At 58.1% G+C, this 20,810-nt stretch carries 20 protein-coding genes; 8 read left to right on the plus strand and 12 right to left on the minus strand.

Going from position 1 to position 20,810, the window contains the following annotated elements:
* Positions 1–9 precede the first annotated feature (9 nt).
* The 4 genes from ACRZ9X_RS11410 to ACRZ9X_RS11425 all read left to right on the plus strand — a co-directional run bounded on the left by ACRZ9X_RS11410 (position 10) and on the right by ACRZ9X_RS11425 (position 5,094).
* Complete coding sequence (locus ACRZ9X_RS11410) at positions 10–939, plus strand: ABC transporter permease subunit (RefSeq protein WP_480518865.1); 930 nt, start codon at positions 10–12, stop codon at positions 937–939.
* A gap of 1 nt (position 940) precedes the next feature.
* Positions 941–2,746 carry an ABC transporter ATP-binding protein gene (locus tag ACRZ9X_RS11415; RefSeq protein WP_480518867.1) on the plus strand — a complete coding sequence of 602 codons (1,806 nt, stop codon included), beginning with the start codon at positions 941–943 and terminating at the stop codon, positions 2,744–2,746.
* 243 nt (positions 2,747–2,989) lie between these two features.
* Positions 2,990–3,883, plus strand: coding sequence for a UTP--glucose-1-phosphate uridylyltransferase GalU (gene galU, locus ACRZ9X_RS11420; RefSeq protein ID WP_480518869.1), 894 nt, complete (start codon positions 2,990–2,992; stop codon positions 3,881–3,883).
* 134 nt (positions 3,884–4,017) lie between these two features.
* Complete coding sequence (locus ACRZ9X_RS11425) at positions 4,018–5,094, plus strand: DUF2793 domain-containing protein (RefSeq protein ID WP_480518870.1); 1,077 nt, start codon at positions 4,018–4,020, stop codon at positions 5,092–5,094.
* A 32-nt stretch (positions 5,095–5,126) separates the two neighbouring features.
* On the opposite strand, the gene fcl is transcribed toward ACRZ9X_RS11425, so the two are convergent.
* The 5 genes from fcl to ACRZ9X_RS11450 all read right to left on the minus strand — a co-directional run bounded on the left by fcl (position 5,127) and on the right by ACRZ9X_RS11450 (position 9,767).
* Positions 5,127–6,104 (minus strand): GDP-L-fucose synthase, encoded by a 978-nt coding sequence (gene fcl / locus ACRZ9X_RS11430; protein ID WP_480518872.1) that lies wholly within the window; start codon positions 6,102–6,104, stop codon positions 5,127–5,129.
* 9 nt (positions 6,105–6,113) lie between these two features.
* A complete protein-coding gene (gene gmd, locus ACRZ9X_RS11435) occupies positions 6,114–7,238 on the minus strand; it encodes a GDP-mannose 4,6-dehydratase (protein WP_480518874.1) in 1,125 nt (374 codons plus the stop codon).
* A gap of 120 nt (positions 7,239–7,358) precedes the next feature.
* On the minus strand, positions 7,359–8,438 hold the full coding sequence (locus ACRZ9X_RS11440; protein ID WP_480518876.1) for a helix-turn-helix domain-containing protein: 1,080 nt from the start codon (positions 8,436–8,438) through the stop codon (positions 7,359–7,361).
* A 58-nt stretch (positions 8,439–8,496) separates the two neighbouring features.
* Positions 8,497–9,234 (minus strand): anti-sigma factor family protein, encoded by a 738-nt coding sequence (locus ACRZ9X_RS11445; protein WP_480518878.1) that lies wholly within the window; start codon positions 9,232–9,234, stop codon positions 8,497–8,499.
* A complete protein-coding gene (locus ACRZ9X_RS11450) occupies positions 9,231–9,767 on the minus strand; it encodes an RNA polymerase sigma factor (protein ID WP_480518880.1) in 537 nt (178 codons plus the stop codon). Before ACRZ9X_RS11450 ends, ACRZ9X_RS11445 begins: the two co-directional genes overlap by 4 nt.
* Positions 9,768–9,852: 85 nt before the next feature.
* Between ACRZ9X_RS11450 and ACRZ9X_RS11455 the strand changes: the two genes are divergently transcribed.
* Entirely contained in the window at positions 9,853–10,434 is a 582-nt protein-coding gene (locus tag ACRZ9X_RS11455; protein ID WP_480518882.1) for a YceI family protein, read from the plus strand.
* A 15-nt stretch (positions 10,435–10,449) separates the two neighbouring features.
* Here the strand turns inward: ACRZ9X_RS11455 and ACRZ9X_RS11460 are convergent, their stop codons facing one another.
* Entirely contained in the window at positions 10,450–11,109 is a 660-nt protein-coding gene (locus ACRZ9X_RS11460; RefSeq protein WP_480518884.1) for a GntR family transcriptional regulator, read from the minus strand.
* 142 nt (positions 11,110–11,251) lie between these two features.
* On the opposite strand from ACRZ9X_RS11460, the gene ACRZ9X_RS11465 reads away from it, so the two are divergent.
* Positions 11,252–12,268: an Ldh family oxidoreductase gene (locus tag ACRZ9X_RS11465; RefSeq protein ID WP_480518886.1), complete on the plus strand. Its 1,017-nt coding sequence runs from the start codon at positions 11,252–11,254 to the stop codon at positions 12,266–12,268.
* Here ACRZ9X_RS11465 and ACRZ9X_RS11470 read toward each other — a convergent pair.
* The 6 genes from ACRZ9X_RS11470 to ACRZ9X_RS11495 form a co-directional block, all read right to left on the minus strand.
* Positions 12,265–13,290, minus strand: a complete 1,026-nt coding sequence (locus ACRZ9X_RS11470; protein WP_480518888.1) for a trans-3-hydroxy-L-proline dehydratase — start codon at positions 13,288–13,290, stop codon at positions 12,265–12,267. The two genes, ACRZ9X_RS11465 and ACRZ9X_RS11470, sit on opposite strands and share 4 nt — an antisense overlap.
* 9 nt (positions 13,291–13,299) lie before the next feature.
* The gene (locus tag ACRZ9X_RS11475) at positions 13,300–14,538 is read right to left on the minus strand and encodes an NAD(P)/FAD-dependent oxidoreductase (RefSeq protein ID WP_480518890.1); all 1,239 of its coding nucleotides are present in this window, start codon (positions 14,536–14,538) and stop codon (positions 13,300–13,302) included.
* Positions 14,535–15,467 carry a 4-hydroxyproline epimerase gene (locus tag ACRZ9X_RS11480; protein WP_480518892.1) on the minus strand — a complete coding sequence of 311 codons (933 nt, stop codon included), beginning with the start codon at positions 15,465–15,467 and terminating at the stop codon, positions 14,535–14,537. The genes ACRZ9X_RS11475 and ACRZ9X_RS11480 overlap by 4 nt, the downstream gene beginning before the upstream one ends.
* Complete coding sequence (locus ACRZ9X_RS11485) at positions 15,458–16,417, minus strand: dihydrodipicolinate synthase family protein (RefSeq protein WP_480518894.1); 960 nt, start codon at positions 16,415–16,417, stop codon at positions 15,458–15,460. The genes ACRZ9X_RS11480 and ACRZ9X_RS11485 overlap by 10 nt, the downstream gene beginning before the upstream one ends.
* Positions 16,418–16,537: 120 nt before the next feature.
* Positions 16,538–17,596: an ABC transporter ATP-binding protein gene (locus tag ACRZ9X_RS11490; protein ID WP_480518896.1), complete on the minus strand. Its 1,059-nt coding sequence runs from the start codon at positions 17,594–17,596 to the stop codon at positions 16,538–16,540.
* The gene (locus ACRZ9X_RS11495) at positions 17,596–18,387 is read right to left on the minus strand and encodes an IclR family transcriptional regulator (RefSeq protein WP_480518897.1); all 792 of its coding nucleotides are present in this window, start codon (positions 18,385–18,387) and stop codon (positions 17,596–17,598) included. Before ACRZ9X_RS11495 ends, ACRZ9X_RS11490 begins: the two co-directional genes overlap by 1 nt.
* A 141-nt stretch (positions 18,388–18,528) precedes the next feature.
* Here ACRZ9X_RS11495 and ACRZ9X_RS11500 point away from each other — a divergent pair, with 141 nt between their 5' ends.
* Entirely contained in the window at positions 18,529–19,788 is a 1,260-nt protein-coding gene (locus ACRZ9X_RS11500) for an ABC transporter substrate-binding protein (protein ID WP_480518899.1), read from the plus strand.
* A gap of 95 nt (positions 19,789–19,883) precedes the next feature.
* Positions 19,884–20,810, plus strand: a complete 927-nt coding sequence (locus ACRZ9X_RS11505; protein ID WP_480518901.1) for a carbohydrate ABC transporter permease — start codon at positions 19,884–19,886, stop codon at positions 20,808–20,810.

The raw sequence follows: 20,810 nt of genomic DNA on the forward strand, positions 1-20,810 counted from the left end.
GGGCTGGCAATGCTTGGAAAATCTCAAAAAGCCGCCCAACTGGCCGAAGACGTCACCGACTACACGGCCATTCAGGGGCGATCACTGTGGCAAGATGCGCGCTTGCGCTTCGTGCGCAACAAGGCCGCGATGGCGAGTGTCTTTATCCTTGGCATGATCGTGCTGTTCACGATTTTTGGGCCGTATTTCGCAGTCTGGAGCAACGAGGAAATCGACTGGAACGTCATGGGTGACGTGCGTGGCCTTGGGATGCCCTCGGTTGAGACGGGGCACTTTTTCGGTGTCGACGATCTGGGGCGCGACCTTTACAGCCGCGTCATTCAGGCAACCACGACGTCGCTGCTGGTGGGTCTGATTGGTGCCGCGACGGCGCTGATTGTGGGCACCTGCTATGGCATCGCTGCCGGTTACATCGGCGGGCGCACCGACAGCGTCATGATGCGCTTTGTCGACATCCTGCTGGCGATTCCGGCCACGCTGGTCATCATTCTGCTGCTTGTCGTGGCGGGTCGATCCTTCTTCATGTTGTTCATCGCGCTGGGTGCGGTGGGCTGGCTAACGATGGCGCGGATCGTGCGGGGGCAGACCCTGACGCTAAAAAACCGCGAATTTATCGAGGCCGCCCGTGCCGCCGGTGTCAGCGAGTTCACCATCATGTACCGCCACATCCTGCCCAACCTTTTGGGCGTGGTGATCGTCTATGCCTCGTTGCTGGTGCCCGAGATGATCCTGACCGAGAGCTTTATCTCGTTTCTGGGTCTGGGTATCTCGGAACCCTACACCTCGTTGGGCCGCTTGATCGCCGAAGGGGCCGGTACGATGAGCTATGGCACGCTGTGGCAACTGATGTACCCGTTGACATTCTACGTCACCATCATCATCACGATGTTCTTCATCGGCGATGGTTTGCGCGACGCTCTGGACCCGAAGGATCGCTGATATGAGTTTGTTCTCCGTCAAGGACCTGAGCGTCCAGTTCGACACCCCCGATGGTGTGATAGAGGCCGTCAAGGGCATCAGTTTCGACATCAACCCCGGTGAATGCCTTGGCATCGTGGGCGAAAGCGGGTCGGGCAAAAGCCAGACCTTCATGGCCGCGATGGGTCTGCTGCCGCCTGCGGGCCGGGCCATGGGTTCCGCCATGCTGAACGGTCAGGAAATCCTGAACCTGCCCGTGAACAAGTTGAACAAGATCCGAGGCTCGGATGTGGGGATGATCTTTCAGGATCCGCTGACCGCCCTAACGCCGCACCTGCGGATTGGCCAGCAAATGCGGGAAGTTCTTCAAATTCACGAAGGGCTTCAGGGCTCTGCCGCGCGGGCGCGATGTCTGGAGTGGCTGAACCGCGTGCGTATCCCCGAGGCGGCGCGGCGGTTGGACCAATATCCGCACGAATTGTCTGGCGGGATGCGGCAGCGGGTCATGATCGCGATGTCGATGCTGTGTAACCCCAAGCTGCTGATTGCGGATGAGCCGACGACGGCGCTGGATGTGACGGTTCAGGCCGACATCCTGGACCTGATGGTGCGTCTGCAAAAGGACGAAGGCACCGCAATTGCGCTGATCACGCATGACATGGGCGTGGTGGCCCGGATGTGCGACCGGATACAGGTCATGCGCATGGGACAATTCGTGGAAGCCGGCACCGCGCATGAGATTTTCCGCGCACCGCAGCATGATTATACCCGAACCTTGCTTGAGGCCATGCCGCGCATTGATGCGGGCGATGCGCCGAAAGCGCTGGAGACCAAGGAGGCCCCACTTTTGACTGTCGATGACGTCAAGGTGCACTTCCCCATTCAGGTTTCGGGCGGGCTGTTCGGGCGCAAAGTGCCACTGAAAGCGGTCGACGGCGTCAGCTTTGATATCCGCAAAGGTGAAACTTTGGGTGTTGTCGGCGAATCCGGCTGTGGAAAATCCACGCTGGCACGGGCAGTACTGCAATTGATCGAACCCAGCGCGGGCAATGTCAGTTGGCTGGGCCACCCCATCGTTGGTTTGAAGCGGGCAGAGTTGAACAAGTATCGCAAAGATCTGCAGATCGTGTTCCAGGACCCTCTGGCGAGCCTTGATCCGAGGATGACGATCTCCGCCTCGATTGCGGAGCCCTTAAAAACCTACCGGCCCGATCTGACCGAGCGCGAGCGCAAAGAGCTGGTTTCGGAAATGATGGAGCGCGTGGGCTTGAACGCCAACATGATCAACCGCTACCCGCATGAATTGTCGGGGGGCCAGAACCAGCGTGTCGGTATCGCTCGGGCGATGATCAACAAGCCCAAGCTGATTATCTGCGACGAAGCAGTATCAGCTCTGGATGTGTCCATTCAGGCTCAAATCGTAGAATTGTTGCGGGAACTGCAACAGGAATTCGGCTTGTCGATGATCTTTATCAGCCACGACCTGTCTGTGGTTCGCGCGGTCTCTAACAGGATCATGGTGCTTTATCTGGGACGGATCGTCGAGCTGGGCGATGGTGAGGTCATATGCTCAAAGCCTATTCATCCTTACACGCAATCCCTGATCTCGGCTGTTCCCATTCCCGACCCGGACATTGAACGGTCGCGCCAACGGTTGAAGTTGCCGGGTGAGCTACCGTCGCCGATGGATCCCAAAGCCGGATTACGCTTTCTGCCCAGCCGGTTATCGGCAGGACAGACGGATTACATCCCGCGTCTTAGCGAAGTCGCGCCGGATCATTTCGTCGCCGAGCACGATCCGCTGGAAGCCATTATGGCGCAGGTCTGACGGTTGTCCCCCAAGCCGGTACACCGGCTTTGGGGGGCCAGAAAGTCCGGTCTTTCGGCGCATAACTCGATAGAGGCGATGCAGGTTCTGCGCCGTTTTTTTGACTCTGCCCGCGCAAGGTGGCACTTTTCATCCTAATGCGTCACTGTGTGATCCACCGCATTGAATGATTTGCGGTTGAGGCATATGACGGTCCTAAAGAGGCTGTGATTTAACGAATACGAATCGATTTTGAGAGGTAGCATGACACGCAAAGTCACCAAGGCGATTTTTCCGGTTGCGGGAATGGGTACGCGGTTTTTGCCAGCAACAAAATCTGTTCCCAAGGAAATCATGACTCTGGTGGACCGACCGCTGGTTCAATACGCGATCGACGAAGCCCGTGCCGCCGGCATCAAGGAATTTATCTTTGTGACCTCGCGTGGGAAATCCGCGCTTGAAGACTATTTTGACCACAATCTGGTGCTTGAACAGGAGCTCAAGGCCAAAGGCAAAGATGAGCTGCTGGAAACCCTGAATGCAACCAACATGGAAAGCGGTGCAATTGCCTATATCCGTCAACACAAGGCGCTTGGATTGGGACATGCTGTCTGGTGCGCCCGCCGTTTGATCGGGGACGAACCGTTTGCCGTCATGCTGCCGGATGACGTGATCGCGGCGGACAAACCGTGTCTACAGCAGATGATCGAAGCGTATGAGGAAACCGGTGGCAACATGGTTGCCGCGATGGAAGTGCCCGAGGAACAGACAAGCTCCTACGGTATTCTGGATGTTGGCGAAAACATCGGCTCGGTTGTTCGGGCAAAAGGGATGGTCGAAAAACCGGCTCCTGAAAATGCGCCGTCAAGATTGGCCGTAATCGGTCGTTATGTTCTGGGCCCTTCGGTTCTGTACAATCTGAACCAGAAGAAAAAAGGCAGCGGCGGTGAAATCCAGCTGACCGACGCCATTGCCGAGGACATCGTCAACGGCGTGCCGGTGTTTGGGTACAAATTCGACGGCCAGCGATTTGATTGCGGATCCAAGGCCGGATTTCTGCAGGCCACCGTGGCTTTTGCACTTGCTCGCGCTGATCTGCGCGCTGATCTGCATGCGTATTTGCACGACATCGTTGCAGCGGACCGCGCGGCACAGTAAGGCAGCAGCACACATTTCGTCCATTCGTAAACAAATGTCTGACGGGGCGTTCGCCCTGGTCAGGCAGTATTGACCCCGGTTACGTCAATGTAGCGCGCGATCCATGTCGGATCGACAGCCACAGGAGGACGCCGGTGTCTCAGACTTCACCCCGCTTGAATCTGCCCTTTCTGCAACCATCGCAGGCGCAGAAACACGTCACGCATAATGAGGCGTTGCGCCAACTGGACCTTGTTGTCCAGCTGACCCTGTCCTCTCTGAACGCGACCACACCGCCTCCAGCTCCGGCGCAGGGCGAAATCCACGCCCTCGGCACTTCACCAACCGGTGTCTGGGCCGGTGAGGCCGGGCGTCTGGCCGCGTGGATCGACAATGGCTGGTACTTCTTCAGCCCTGACACGGGATGGCGTGCATGGGATCGAAGCGCAGGGCGCGCCAAGGTTTGGGACGGTACAAGCTGGGCGGACGCACCTGCCAGCACTGAAAACCTGAGTGGTGTTGGGATTGCGACGTCATCAGACAGTACAAACCGCCTGTCTGTTCGGGGTCCGGCGACTTTGCTGTCCAACGACGGCGCGGGACATCAACTGAAAATCAACAAGGCCAACGCAGGCGAGACCGCCTCATTGCTGTTTCAATCGAACTGGACGGGCCACGCCGAGATGGGTTTGTCCGGCAGCACCGGCTTTTCCGTCAAGGTATCTGCGGACGGTGGAAGCTGGACCGAGGCGTTGCGAATTGATCCTGCGTCCGGGCTGGTCGATGGCGCCGCTGTTCAGGCAAGCGCGGATGATACCACATCCGGCCGATTGATGCGCGCCGATTTTGGCTATGGGCCGGGCAATGTACTGGGGTCCGTGGGGGAAAGCGGAGGGGTTCCAACCGGCGCTGTGATCGAACACGGCAGCAACGCAAACGGAGACTATGTCCGATTTGCCGACGGCACCCAGCTATGCACCGTTGCGGCAGGTTCTGTCACCTGCACAACCGGCGTTGGAGCGCTCTACGCCAGCCCATCAGCGGACTGGGATTTCCCGATTTCCTTTCTGTCCGGCAGTGCGCCTGTCATCAGCGGCAATGGCGGCGGCGTGTCCCGTTTTCTAGGCACCGAGACACCCTCCAGCACGAAGGTTACTTTTCAGGTGCTCTCGGCGGTTTCGGATGCAACTGCGCTGGCTCCTTCACTGGTCGCCGTGGGCCGCTGGTATTAAATCCCTGACCGCCCGGGCTTTGGGTCGGGCGGTTACCTGGCGCGCCGCGTAGCGGCGGGCTGTTTCAGAAACCAGTCATAGGTGTCGCGCAACCCTTGATCGAGGTCGATCTCAGCCGTCCAGCCCAATTCTGTGAGCCGCGATACATCCATGCGCTTTCGCATCGTCCCATCAGGTTTGCTGGCATCCTGAACTGTTTGGCCCTCGAACCCCGTAACGACGGCCATTTTTGAAGCCAGTTCAGTGATTGAGATGTCCTGACCAGTCCCGACGTTAATATGACTCAGCATGGGATGCGTCTGAGCGTCGTAAACATCACGCGGAAGATCCAGTACGAACAGAGCCGCATTTGCCATATCATCCACATGCATAAATTCTCGTCGCGGGCGGCCGCTGCCCCAGATGGTGACGGTATCGCAATTGTCGCGAACCGCCTCGTGGAAGCGTCGCATCAGCGCAGGCAGGACGTGGCTGTTTTCAGGATGGAAATTATCACCGGGCCCATACAGGTTAGTCGGCATGACCGAGCGGTAATCCACCCCATACTGGCGGTTATAACTTTCACACAGCTTGATGCCTGCGATCTTGGCAATGGCATAAGGCTCGTTCGTAGGCTCTAGAACACCGGTCAACAGCGCATCTTCCCGCATCGGTTGCTCTGCGTTGCGCGGGTAGATGCAAGAGCTACCTAACTGCAGAAGGCTTTGAACACCCGCTGAAAACGCCTGATGGATCACGTTGCATTCGATCATCATGTTTTCGTAGATGAACTCTGCCGGATAGGTGTTGTTGGCGAGAATACCTCCTACTTTTGCAGCAGCCAATATGACCGCATCGGGCTTTTCTTCCTGCATGAAGTCGCGGACACTGGCCTGATCAGACAAGTCCAGCTCCGTCCGGGTTCGTGTAATCAGGTCAATCGGCGCACCTGCCGACTTGCGCGCTTCTAGCTGGCGTAGGATCGCTGACCCGACCATGCCACGATGGCCCGCTATGTAGATCTTATGCACGCGTGCCTCTCAACCAGCTTCCAGACTGACTGGGGTTTCATAACCGTGCTGCTTCAGCAAAGCATGGCGCTTGGCAGTTGCCAGATCTTCGGCCACCATCTCGGCGCACATGTCCTGAACGGACCCCTGCGGTTCCCAGCCAAGTTTCTGTTTCGCCCTGGATGCATCGCCCAGCAAGCTATCCACTTCGGCGGGGCGGAAATAGCGGGGGTTGATCCGCATAACCACATCTCCGGTTTTCAAAGCAGGGGCGCGGTCGCCTTGAATATCCGCAACAACGGCGATTTCGTCCACGCCTTCGCCGGAAAACTCTAAAGACACTCCCAATTCCTGCGCCGACCACTCGATAAACTGACGTACCGAATGCTGAACCCCTGTTGCGATCACGAAATCTTCGGGCGCGTCTTGCTGCAACATCAACCATTGTACCTGCACATAATCTCGCGCATGGCCCCAATCCCGCAGGCTATCGATGTTTCCCATATACAGACAGGATTCGAGGCCCTGTGCGATATTGGCCAACCCGCGGGTGATTTTGCGGGTCACGAAGGTTTCGCCCCGGCGCGGGCTTTCGTGATTGAACAGGATACCGTTGCAGGCATACATTTCATACGCTTCACGGTAATTGACGGTGATCCAGTAGGAATACAGCTTGGCAACCGCGTAAGGTGAGCGTGGATGGAACGGGGTGCTTTCCCGCTGAGGCGTTTCGTGCACAAGCCCATACAGTTCAGAGGTCGACGCCTGATAAAATCGCGTCTTGCCTTCGAGACCCAGAAACCGGATGGCCTCCAGCAAGCGCAACGTCCCCAACGCATCCACATCAGCTGTGTATTCCGGGGCCTCAAAACTGACCGCCACATGGGACTGGGCTCCAAGATTATACACCTCATCCGGCTGCACTTCCTGCATCAGGCGGGTCAGATTTGATGTGTCGGCCAGATCGCCATAGTGAAGCTGCAGCTTGGGGTCCGGTTCGTGCGGGTCCTGATAGATGTGGTCAATGCGCTGGGTGTTGAAAGAGGATGCCCGCCGCTTGATGCCATGCACCTCATACCCTTTTTCCAGCAGAAATTCCGCAAGATACGAGCCGTCCTGACCGGTGATCCCGGTAATGAGCGCTTTTTTGGTCATGCTATACCCCGACGGTTCACTTTTTCGGCCTTTCCTTCCACAAACAGCAAGACCCGAAGGATTGCAACCCGGCCCCTTTGTGCCCTCAATCTCGTAAAACGCGACGATTCTACCTGTCGTCTAAAGCGCTGCCGTCCAAACTCGGTATCTGCCTTGCCCGGTGACTTCGCGTATCAAACCGCGCCGAGAGAACCTGTCCAGATTTCGCTGCACCGTGGCCCGTGACGCTTGTGTCAGTTTCTCGGCCAGAGGGGCTGATACCATTGGCCAACCTGTCAGCACATCAATTAACAAGGGCGGTGTCCTGCCGCTCAGGTCTTCGGTTGTCTGGCGCGCGCGCTTTTCCCACTGGCTGATGCGCTCCAGATGCAGCAGTGCCGCCAGTGAGGCCTGATTTGCGCCTCTGAACCAAGCCGAGAGTTTCTCTTCGGTTGAGCCCACCCCGCGCAAAGCCCCGGGTCCGGACAAGGCCAGCGGCATGAACAGCGCCCCACCCCGCCCCATGCTGGCTGCGTGTCGAGCCGCGATAATGGCCGCTTCCGTGTCCTGCCCGATCCCGGGCGACAAGGCGCGCCATGCGTGAAATCCGACAGCGGCCTGTGTGGCCGGATGCAACCCGTCGCAGTTTTGCATCACCTCCGCCAAATCGGCGACGGCCTGGGGCACATCGTCCATCCCTTGCCCCTGCCTGTCCAGAAAGACGGTCAGCCCGACCTCCCATCCCTCTTCAGACGGGGACATGCCCGAGTTCAGACGCCGAACCGCCCAGCCCGCTCGAAACAGGGCCTGAACATCGTCCCCGGTGGACCCAATCCGAAGGCCGGTCCACAGGGCCAGCCGATCCACGCTGATGCGATCTCCGGTCCACCACCCCAGATCGGACACGTCCATCAAAGCCAAACGATGCGTCCACCCTGCGGGGCCGGCCCGAAGTCGTTCGTCCAGCGCCCCGAAAACAACTGCCAATTCAGCCAGTTCGACCGACAACTCAGACTGGGCCGCGCGCCATTCGCGAGGGTCGAACAGCAGAGTCTGGGCAGGCTTGCGATTGGGGTTCAGAAAGTCCTGCGGCTCGTCTTCATCCTCGGGTGGCAGGAACCACAGGTCATCATCGCCCGGAGGATCGACGTCATAAATGCTGCGCGACCACTCGGCTTCGGACTCGTCATCCGAGTCTGGCACGACGTTTTTTGGCTTCATGCCGGGTATTCTTCGAAGAATCCCGGATGTTCACAAGAGGTTTTCGCCGTATTTCCGCTCAGCTTGCGAAAACGTTTGTCAAAATACCCAGTTCACCGTCGAGGTCCGTCTGGCCGTCATTGCCGATCAACATGTAGCCATAGCCGTCCTGAGCCCAGGTGGCCGTGGCAAGACCGCTCAGGATGGCACGGTTCACGTCCTTGTTCGGCGCGCCTGCGCCTTGCTTAATGATGCAAAACGCGAAGGGTTGCCCTTGTTCATCGGCAAAAACGATCTGAATCAGTGGCTTACCCTTGAATGACAGCACCTGTGCGCGCTTGAGGTCGAGCCCCGGCAACCCTTCCAGAGTGTCTCGGTTCAGCGACCGGCCAAGTTTTTCCTCGGCCTGCGCAAATTGTGCATCCAGCGCCGGGTTGGAATTGTCCAGCGACGCGATGGTTTCCGGGACATAGAGCGATTGATAGATCGCAGCCTGTGCAGCCCATCCCAGCTCTGCCGGGCGCGTTGCCCAGAATGTTGCGGACACCGCAATCACCCCAACCGATGCTGCCACTGCCAGCAAACGCCACGGGCTTGTCGATCCGCCTGCCCGGACGGGGGCAGGCAAATTGATTTGCGGGGCCTCGGCAGGCACATTTTCAAAGACTTGGCGGACCACCGGCGCAAACGGATCAAGCGCCATCAATCGAGCCTCAAGCTCGGTGTCTTCAGCCACAGCCTCTTCCAGCGCGCGGGCGCTGTCTTCGTCAAGGGTGCCTTCCAGATACGCAACAAGCGTTTCATCGGAAAACTTCATTTGCCACTCCGTCGAACGGTATCAGCGGCGTCCTGTTGAACAACCGCTTTCAGTTTTTGCCGGGCATTGGATAACCGGCTCATGATCGTGCCGATGGGAACTTCCAATAGGGCAGCCGTTTCGCGGTAGCTATATCCTTCGACAAACACAAGCATAACGGTCTCTCGCTGCGCCTCTGGCAGTTGCATCACTTGAGTAAACACCTCAGCGGCGAAAATATTCGTTTCCGCATCCGGGCCGGTGGCAATTAATTCGGCCTCGGGCGTGACAGACAGGGCCTGCGCCTTGCGCACCGAGCGCGCGCGCACCTCATTCAACCAGATCGAACGGCAGATCGTCATCAGCCAGCTGTCCAGTCGATCAAATGACGTCACCTGATGGTATTTTTCCAGAGCACGCACGCAGGTCGACTGTAACAGGTCATCCGCAACATCAGATGCCCCGGACAATGCCAGGGCAAACCGCCAGACCCGTTTCGAATGAGTCTGGATCGCAGTGCGTACCGCTTGTTCGGAAGTAATTTCAGCGACCATCGAATAAATCGCAACCCATCTGTGTTTGCTTTGTCATGGGCCGTGCCCACGCGGTCAGGATTTGCATATACTTTGGAGGAAAGAAATGAAACTTCTGCTCAAGGCAATCACGATTGCGTCGACAATTGTTGCAACACCGGTACTTGCAGCAAACTGGGAACTGAACTCGGATGCCTCGCATCTGGCGTATGGAACGGTCAAGATCGACGACATCGGCGAGGTCAATTCGTTCCGGAACCTGTCCGGGCACGTCAACCAGGACGGCCATGTCGAAATCGGAATAGAATTGTCGTCAGTGGAAACCAATATCGACATCCGCAACGAACGGATGATCGAACATGTGTTCCGCAAAGCGACCACAGCGAAATTGACGGCAGAGATTGATATGGAGGCTGTTTCATCGCTGGCAGTGGGCCAGTCCACCGTAGTTGAAGTAGACGCAAAGCTGTCTTTTGTCGGCACGGATGTTGATTTCTCCACCGGCATGTATGTTCTGCGCGTATCAGAAGATCAGGTGATGGTATCCACCAATGATATGGTCTTCATCAGCGCCGAAGATGCTGGCGTCACCGCTGGTGTGGACAAGTTGATGGAGTTGGCCCAACTGCCGGGAATTACCCGCACAGTCCCGGTCACGGCCCGGCTGATGTTCAATCTGAACGGTTAACTGGCTGGCTCGGACCTAGCGCTCGGCCATAAGATCAAGCAATTGATCCCGGGCGCGGGCGATATGAGCCTGCAAGACGGCACAGGCGGAATTTACCTCGCCCGCCTGTGCCAGGCGCAACAGTTCACGATGCTCCTTCCGGGCGGGTTCGCGTTGCTTCATCACGCTCAGATGCATGCGGACGTATCGATCCGACTGCAACGACACCTTATACAGCACTTCATTGGTCAGGCTTCGCCCGGCCGCTGCATAAAGAGCCGCATGGAACCGCTGGTTCAACGCGCCCCACTCGCCCACGTCATCGGCATCGTACGACGTCTCCATCTGATCAAGAATGCACTGACACGCGGTCAGGTCCACTGTCGTCATATTGGGGATCGAACGACGAAACAGGTCGACCTCAAGTAATATGCGTAAATCGAAAATCTCGGCAATTTCCGTGCGGGAATGCTGGCTGACAGTTGCGCCGCGGTTATTTGTAAGAACCACCAACCCTTCGGCGTCCAGCTTTTTCAACGCCTCGCGCACCGGCATACGCGAGACACCGTATTCCTCGGCCAGCGCTTCCTGGCGAATGACCTCGCCCGCCGCCAACTCGCCGCCTAAAATACGCTCGCGCAGATCGTGGGCGATGACATCAGGAAGGCTTTGTCGGGCTATGATACGCGCGGCCAATGGAATTTCCGTCTTTGAATTTTGGATACAAATACCGACCCTGTCCCCGTTTTCCAACACTTAACCGACCAGCTTTGGTTGAACATGGCGGCCAATCCCCGCTATCCCTTTTTCCAAACAGGTGCAGACAGGAGACAGCCAGATGAGCGCAACGGTCAGAATGACACCGGACGAAATACACGACCTGTCGTTGCGGGTCCTGACCGCATCGGGTTTTGGGTCCGATCACGCGCACGCCATTGCCAGAATGCTGACCACCTGTCAGATGGACGATTGCCAGTCTCATGGCCTGTTTCGGTTGTTCATGTGTGCCCAGACTATGAAAGCAGGTCAGATTGATGGCCACGCGGCGCCCATTGTCGCGCCATCGGACAACGCCATCGTGCGGGTGGATGCCCGGGGTGGAATGTCGTTGCTGGCTTTCCAGCAAGGTTTGCCGGTTCTGATTGAAAAGGCCAAAACGCACGGAATCGCAGCCATGGCTGTCAATCGGTGCTACCATTTCTCGGCGCTCTGGCCCGAGGTCGAGCGTCTTTCGGCGGCCGGACTGGCAGCTATGACAATGGTGCCCAGCCATTCTTGGGTGGCACCTGCCGGAGGGACGCGAGGCAGCCTGGGCACCAACCCGCTGGCCTTCAGCTGGCCGCGCTACAATGCCGACCCGTTCACATTCGACTTTGCGACCAGCGCTTTTGCCCGTGGTGAGATCGAGCTGTATCGACGGGCCGGCAAACCCCTGCCCGACGGTGTTGCGATTGATGCGCAGGGCCATCCAACGACAGACCCGCAGGCGGCTTTGGATGGCGCGATGTTGACCTTTGGCGGATACAAAGGCTCGGCCCTGTCCATCATGATCGAGCTGTTGGCCGGGCCCCTGATCGATGACATGACCAGTCTCGAGAGCATGGCGTATGCGCAAGGTGACGGAAGCGCGCCGTTTCACGGTCAGATCGTTCTGGCCTTTGAGCCTGATCAATTCAGTGGCGGGCGTGGTCAGGACAACTCGGCGCGCGCAGAACGCCTGTTTTCGGACATTCTGGATCAAGGCGCGCGGCTTCCGTCGCAGCGCCGTTACGCTGCGCGGGCGCGCAATACGCGGCGTGGATATGCTGAAATATCCGCCCAACTACACGCCGATCTTCTGGCGCTTCTGGCCTAAACGCCCCAAGTGTCACTGAGCCTGTACCCTTGTGGCCAGGGATCATCCGGATCCAGCATGTGCTGATATGTGCCTGTGATCCAGCCGCGACCGCTGATCTCGGGGATAATCGCCTGCGCTTTGCCGACCCGCGTGAACCCCACGATCCTGCCGGTAAACCGCGAACCGATGATCGAAACGGCCTCGAATGTCTGCCCCGTTGCCAGGAGCCCTTTAGCCGCCATCAATGCCATTCGCGCTGACACGGCGGTGCCGGTGGGCGAACGATCAACCTTGCCGGGTTGGATTGCCACTGCGGATTTGCCCATCAGACCGGATTTTGTGTGCTGCAGCGGCCCACAAAAGGCGCAGAAAGAGATATGGTTCCAGTCCGGAAGGTCCGGATGCACGAAGCCAAGCTGAGCATTTGCCGCCTTCGATATGGTGACCCCAAGACGGGCAATGTCCCGGGCCTCGTGCTCGGCTATCTCCAAACCAAGCGCTGCGGCATCGACCACAACAAAACTGTCTCCGCCAAAGGCCGTATCGACCGTCAAGGTGCCAAGCCCCGGCACGTCAAGCGGGGTGCCCAAGCGATCCGCAAAGCTGGGCAGATTTTGCACATGGATGCGCTCGGCCTTGCCGTTTCGGCATTCAGCGCGGATTCGCACCAACCCTCCCGGAGCCTCGAGAGTCAGATGTGTTTCCGGTTCGCGCATCGGGATGATGCCACAATCCAAAAGCACAGTTGCAACGCAAATTGAGTTTGACCCAGACATCGGCGGCGTGTCTTCAGGCTCCATTATGATGAACGCCGCGTCAGCCCTGGGGTCTTTGGGCGGGACCAGCAGATTGACATGCCGGAACACCCCGCCCCGTGGTTCATTCAGAACAAAGTTCCGTAGGGTCTGGTCGCGGGCGATGAAGGCGCGTTGCTCCCACAATGTATCGCCGGGAGGGGGTTGGACCCCGCCAACGATAACGTCCCCCACTTCGCCTTCTGCGTGGGCTGACACAATGTGGACGGTTTTTGAACTGCGCATGGATGCTCCTTAGAACCGGTCGACGGAAAAGGGCTGCAGGGAAATCGGTGGTGTTTGCCGATCAATCAATGCGGCCACCAACTCGGCGGTTCCGGCGGATTGAGTGAGGCCCAGATGGCCATGGCCAAACGCATAGATCACTTTGGACAACCGTTCCGAGGCCGCAATAACCGGGATGCTGTCCGGCAGGGACGGTCGGTGCCCCATCCATTGCGTGCCGCCTTCGGTCTTCAACCCCGGCATGAATTGTTTTGCCTTGTTCAACAATGTCTCGGCACGTTTGAAGTTCGGCGGCAAAGTCAGACCACCCAACTCAACAGCTCCGCCGACGCGTACGCCTCCGTTGATGCGGCTGGCCACAAAGCCGTGGCCCGAAAAAGTCAGGTGCGTGCGCAAATCAAACGCCCCTTGCGGAAGGGTCGTGTTGTATCCCCGTTCGGTATCCAGCGGGATGTGGTCACCCAAAGTCCGGGCAAGATGATGCGACCACGCGCCCGCCGCCAGAACGACACGGGCAGCATCCAGGCTGTCTCCCTGCGACAGCACCCGAACCCCGGCAGCAATAGGCTTGATGGCCAGCACCTCTTGCCGTTCGATCCGGCCGCCACGGTCGCGAAAATTCTGCGCCAGATGTTGACACCAAAGCTTGGGATCGAGGGTGTTCAGCCAATTCGGTGTAAACCCTGCATGGGTAAACCGGGGGCTCAGACCGGGTTGCCGTTCCGCGATCGCGGCGGGGTCGGTGAGGAGTTCGAAAGTAATTCCATGTGCGCGGCGAAGGGTCCATGCGGGCAGACTGGCGCGGAATTCCGCTTCGCTTTCGTATAGCTGCATTTGCCCGTCGCGCTGTATCAGGTGTTCGCCTGCAATCCTCGGAAGCAAGCGATCCAATGCAGCTTTGGACAATTCCATTAGATTCGCTTGCGCGCCAAGCAATTCGGCGTAGCGCTTCGGACGACTGGCCTTCCAGAACCGAAGCATCCAAGGAGCGATCCTTATTGCGTATGAGGGCCGAATAGACAGCGGACCCAAAGGGTCCAACAGCCATTTCGGCGCTTTGCGCATGATACCCGGCGTGGCCAACGGCTCGACTTCGGCGAAGGCAAACGCTCCGGCATTGCCCGCCGAACAGCGGGCGGCAACGCCATCCCGGTCGAGGATGAGCACAGAGTGACCGCGTCGCTGCAGTTCCAAAGCCGTCGTAAGCCCGATCACCCCAGCCCCGATCACAATGATCTGGTCGCTCACGTTTCAATCCCGAGGCGAAACGGATCCTCCGGTGCGAAACAAAGCGTTGCCTCGGCGAAGATATACGCCTGCCCCTTGATCCGCGGGACGACCCCACCCCTTGGCCCGGGTTCAAACGAAAGGCGATAAGAACTGCCGATGACACTTTCCTGAACAATCTCGTCGCCCGGCAAAAGCTCCCCGTCCGCCGCCAGACACGCAAGTCGGGCCGAACTTCCGGTGCCACAGGGCGAGCGGTCATAATTATCATCAGGACAAAGTGTAAAATTCCGACTGTGCACGCCTTCGGTGTCCGAGCTTCCCTGAAAGATCACGTGATCAATCGGTTCGCCCTTTTCTCCACCGATCCCCTGCGCGATCGAGGCCTGACGGATGGCAATGGCCGCATCGGTCAGGGCGTTGATGTTGCCGGGCTCCACTTGCATCGGGCTGGGGTCGACGATGAAAAACCAATTGCCGCCATAGGCAACATCGCCTGTCACTGCGCCATAATTGGGGACGTCCAGAGTGATGGCCTTATGCACCCGTCGGCTCTCGATATTCTTCACCGTCACGGTGTTTGGATCGTGCAGGACTATTGTCACCACCCCGGCAGGCGTTTCGATCCGGTGAGTCCCCAAGCCGATCCGGCCCAGATGCGCCAGAGTGACCGCAAGGCCGATGGTTCCGTGGCCGCACATGCCAAGGACTGCATCGACATCAAAGAAAATGACGCCGGTCACGCAGGTTGGGTCAATGGGTTCAACCAGCAACGCGCCGACCATTGCGGGTTGCCCGCGCGGCTCCAACATGACCGAGCGATAAAACTGCCTGTGTTCGGTTGCCAAGGACTGCGCGCGTTGTTGCAACGTCCCGGACCCAAGGTCAGGCGCGCCGTTCAGAATGACGCGCGTCGGCTCACCGCCCGTATGGCTATCGATTACATGCATTCAGCGATGACACCACCTTGTTTAGACCAGTCCGCAAACCATGCACCGAACAGAGCATATTGCTGTTCGCAGTAGATTCGCTGCGCTTCCGTCAGTTTATCCGTTTCGTTGAAATGCAGGCGGTATTCATCCTCTCCGTTCAACACCAGAAGATGCTTGTAATAGAGCACCAGATCCGGGCCTTCGTCAAAGCTGGACAAGACATGAATGGCCTCGGTCAATTCTTGGGCGCGCCGACGGGCCTCGGCATGTCCTTTCGCCGCTTTCCTGGACAACTCGGCCAGCAGCAGCGCTTCGCGGGGCAGAGCCGTACCAATACCGGTGATCGATCCGGTTGCACCACAATTGACGAACCCATGGTAAACCTCAGTGTCCACGCCCACCATCAAGGTTACCTGGTCATCCTGGCTGGTGATGTTTTCGGCGGCATAGCGCAGATCGGCAGCCCCGCCGAACTCCTTGAAGCCGATCAGGTTGGGATGCGCGGCTCTTAGGTCGAAAAACAATTCGGCGCGGGTCGAAAAGCCATAATGTGGGCTGTTGTAGATGACCGCAGGCACCTGTGGTGCGGCGGCCAGAATGGCCTTGAAGTGGTTGCGTTGCGCAATCGCAGAGCTGCCGCGTGACAGCACCCGTGGTATCACCATCAGACCAACAGCCCCGACCTTTTGTGCATGTGCGGCATGAGCCACTGCGGATTTCGTGTTGATCGCTCCGGTACCGACAACAACGGGCAGGCCCGCTTCAACCAGACGCGAGACCCCTTCCATGCGCTGTTCATCGCTCAGCAATGGCCAATCCCCCATCGATCCACAATAGACCACGGCAGACATGCCTGCATCGATCATCTCGCGACCCTTTCGAACCAGCGCATCGAAATCAGGTTGTCGCTGCGGGGTGCAGGGTGTCATCAGGGCGGGCATTGTACCCGAGAATATGTTGGTTGGCATCGGCTGCTCCTTTAACGGCAGAACTCAGGCGATCTTTGTCGTTGCGGTGTGCCTAAAGGATATTGGATACAAAATCCAGAGTAATGGTGCGTTCGTAAAACGCACCTACTGTTTTGAAGCTTATCGCAGGCGCTGACCAGTTTCAGGGTCAAACATCATCGCTCGTTCAGGCCGGATCGTGATCCCGATCCGCGCGCCTTGCCTGCTGCGCTCGTCCTCGCGCTCTTCAACGATGAGCTTGTCGCCATTCGACGTCAGCAAATACGAATAGCTGACACCGCCAAGTGCCTCGGTCAGATCGACCGTGCAGGTGTCGCCGGTCCGATCCACACCGATATGTTCGGGGCGAATTCCGAGTGTAACCCGGCCCATCCCGTCCGGGACAGAGGCCGTCACCGGCAGGGGTTGAGTGATCGCAGGGTGGATCACCTGACCATCAACCACATCGCAATCCAGAAAATTCATCGCTGGCGAGCCTATGAAACCGGCAACAAACCGATTGTCCGGGTCGCGGTACAGATCCATCGGCGCGCCGACCTGTTCGATCCGGCCATCGCGCAGGACAACGATCTTGTCCGCCATGGTCATCGCTTCGACCTGATCATGGGTCACGTAGATCATCGTCGCGCCGATCTCATTGTGCAGGCGCGCAATCTCAACCCGCATCTCGACCCGCAGTTCGGCATCGAGGTTCGACAGCGGCTCGTCAAACAGAAATACCTCAGGGCCACGCACGATGGCGCGCCCGATGGCAACCCGCTGGCGCTGACCCCCGGATAAAGCTTTGGGCTTGCGCTTCAGATACTGGTCCAGCTTCAGGATGTTCGACGCTTCCTGAACCTTGGTGTCGATCTCGGCCTTGGGCACGCCGTTCATGCGCAGGCCAAATCCCATATTCTCGGCCACTGTCATATGCGGATAGAGGGCATAGGTCTGGAACACCATCGCCACACCGCGTTTGGCCGGGTCCATATGGGTCACATCGCGCTGGCCGATATGGATTTCCCCTTCCGAGGTCTCCTCCAGCCCTGCGATCATCCGCAGCAGCGTGGACTTGCCGCAGCCCGAAGGCCCCACGAACACGCAGAATTCGCCATCTTCGATCTGCAGATCAATTCCGTGAATGACCTGCGTCTGGCCATATCGTTTGATTGCGCTGTTGAGTGTCACGCCGGTCATTATGCTTGCATCCTGTTTTTCTGGCTCTCGGGGAACCGCCATGCCTGTGCTTCGGTTCCGATCTGTTCGGCAGATTGCCGAACCCGTGGAACCCATTCCTTGAGTTGATCAAAACCCATCCGTTCGGTCGAACCTGTCACCGAGATCGCTCCCAGGGGGCGACCTGTGGATGACAGGACCGGACAGGCGATGCAGATGATGCCGGGCTCATGCTCTTCATCATCTACCGCATAGCCGCGGTCACGGATCACATCCAGATCCGCGCGCAGCGCCTCTTCCGAGGCGAGTGTCTTTTCGGTGAACCGGTGAAAGCTCTGCAATGAAATCGCCTTGTCCAGACGATCCTGGTCCAGAAAGGCCAACATGGCCTTGCCAACACCTGTACAATACGCGGGGCCGACCTTGCCGGCCTCGGAATACATTTCAACCGGGTTTTTCGCATTGCGCTTGTCGACATACAGAACCTGGCTGGAATCCAGCTGCGCCAGATGCACGGTCTCGCCCGTTTCAAGGCTGAGCCGGTCCAGAATAGGGCGCGCAATCGGCGCGAGCGAACTTTGCGTCCACGCAGAATGTGCTAGCCGCACCAGACGCAGCCCCGGTGAATAGGTCTGACGGTCGGGATCGTAGTGCAACATGCCCTGATTGGTCAGGGTCTGTAGAAACCGGTAAAGCGATGCCTTTGGAAAGCTGCTGCTTTCCAGCAGTTCCGCAAAACGCACCGGGCGACCAAACGAGGCCACCTGGTCCAGCACGTCACATGCCTTGCCGATTGTTCCGTCACCTGCCACGGGTACCTGTCCTCCTCCTGCTGACCGTCTCACTCCTCCACGAGGGTCTTGACAACGGTAACCGATTCGATGTGTAGTTTTCAATATGTAAAACAATGTTTCATTATTTGGAACCATAAATGGAAGCTAAGGGAGGAAACCATGCATTCCATCTTCAAGCGCACAACGGCCGCGCTGGCCATGAGCGTTGCACTTGCTGCTCCGGCAGCAGCTGAACTCAGCGGCGAGCTGCGGATTTTCCTGGATACATCCAACCCGGCGCCGCGCGCGACGATGGAAGCGATGATCGAACGGTTCGCCGCTCAGCACCCCGATCTGGAAATCGAAACCACGGTGATCGACCGCGAGGCTTATAAGACCCAGATCCGCAACTTCCTGACAGCGGACACGCCGGACGTTGCCACATGGTACGCCGCCAACCGCATGAAGCCTTATGTCGACGCTGGCCTGTTCGAAGACGTCTCGGACCTGTGGGCCGAAGCCGAAATTGGCGACAATCTGGCCTCGACCAAAGGCGCGATGACCATCGATGGCAAGCAGTGGGGCGTGCCCTATACCTATTATCAGTGGGGCGTCTACTACCGCAAAGACATCTTTGACGAGCTGGGCCTGACCGAGCCGACCACATGGGAAGAAGAGCTGGCCAACTGCCAGAAGATCGTGGATTCGGGCCGCGCCTGCTATACCATCGGCACCAAGTTCCTGTGGACCGCAGGCGGCTGGTTCGACTATCTGAACATGCGCACCAACGGGTTCGACTTCCACCAGCAACTGGCCAATGGCGAGGTGAGCTGGGAAGACGACCGCGTCAAGCAGACCTTCGCCAACTGGAAACAGCTGGTCGATATGGGTGCCTTCATCGACAACCACCAGACCTATAGCTGGCAAGAGGCCCTGCCCTTCATGGTCAATGGCGAAGCCGCCGCTTACCTGATGGGCAACTTTGCCGTGGCCCCCCTGCGCGAAGCCGGTCTGAGCGATGATCAGCTGGACTTCTACCAGTTCGTGGCGATCAACCCCGACGTTGAACTGGCCGAAGACGCACCCACCGACACGTTCCACATCCCGTCGAACGCCTCGAACAAGGAAGCCGCGCGCGAGTTCCTGCGCTTTGTTGTGTCCCCGGACGAACAGACCGAGATCAACAATGGCAAAAACCTCGGCCAGCTTCCGGTCAACGCACAGTCGGCCGTGGATGACGACAAGTTCCTGAACCAGGGCTTCGAGATGCTGTCCTCAAACAGCCCCGGCGGCGTCGCCCAGTTCTGGGATCGCGACGCACCGGCTGAAATGGCCAAAGTATCGATGGAAGGCTTCCAGGAATTCATGGTCAAGCCGGACAATGCAGACCGCATCCTCGCCAAGCTGGAACGCGCCCGTCAGCGCATCTACGACAACTGATCAGGTCAGACCGGGCCAATGCCCGGTCTGTACCAAAACCTGCGTAAGGCGGGTCCTAACCCGCCTTACTCCTTTGACCTAATCCGAGTGTCCCCATGACCATTGCCATCGAAGCTCCTGAGCAGGAAAGCTGGTTCCACCGCAACCAGCAGCGCATCGCCCCGTGGCTGTTTCTGGCCCCCGGCCTGCTGTTCTTTATGGTTTATGTCATCATCCCGGTTTTTCAGTCCTTCAACCTGTCGCTATACGAATGGGACGGGCTGGGTGCTGCGGAATATGTGGGCCTCCGCAATTATGAAGACCTCTATTGGGAATGGGTCGATCGGGATGCCTTCTATATCTCGCTCAAAAACAACCTGATCTGGTTGATCCTGTATCTCGCAGCGATCCCGGCGGGGTTGTTTATTGCCCTGTTCCTGAACCAGACCGTCTGGGGCATCCGTCTCTATAAATCGCTGTTTTTCTTTCCCTTCGTCATCTCTCAGGTCGTTGTAGGACTTGTCTTCACATGGTTCTATGACCCCACTTTCGGCCTGCTGAACGAATTCCTGGGCTTTTTCGGCTTGGGCCCGCTGAACGTGCTGGGGGATGAGCGTTTCGTCACCTACGGCATCATCTTCGCAGGCCTTTGGCCGCAAACCGCCTATTGCATGATCCTCTATCTGACCGGCCTGAACGCTGTGGACCCCGAACAGATCGAAGCCGGACGTCTGGACGGCGCAAAAGGCGCGCGGATGCTGTGGCACATCATCCTGCCGCAACTGCGCCCTGCCACCTTCATCGCCTTCGTCGTGACCATCATCGGCGCGCTGCGATCCTTTGACCTGATTTCGATTATGACCCAAGGCGGGCCTTTTGGGTCGTCCCGCGTGCTCGCCTATTACATGTTCGAGGTCGCGCTGTCCGAGTATGGCTTCCGCATGGGATATGGCGCCGCCATCGCGGTGATCCTGTTCCTCATCATGCTGTGCTTCATCGCCTATTTCCTGTGGTCGATGTATCGCGAAGAAAAGGGGCACTGA

The sequence above is a fragment of the Ruegeria sp. AL1 genome (genome assembly GCF_056540905.1).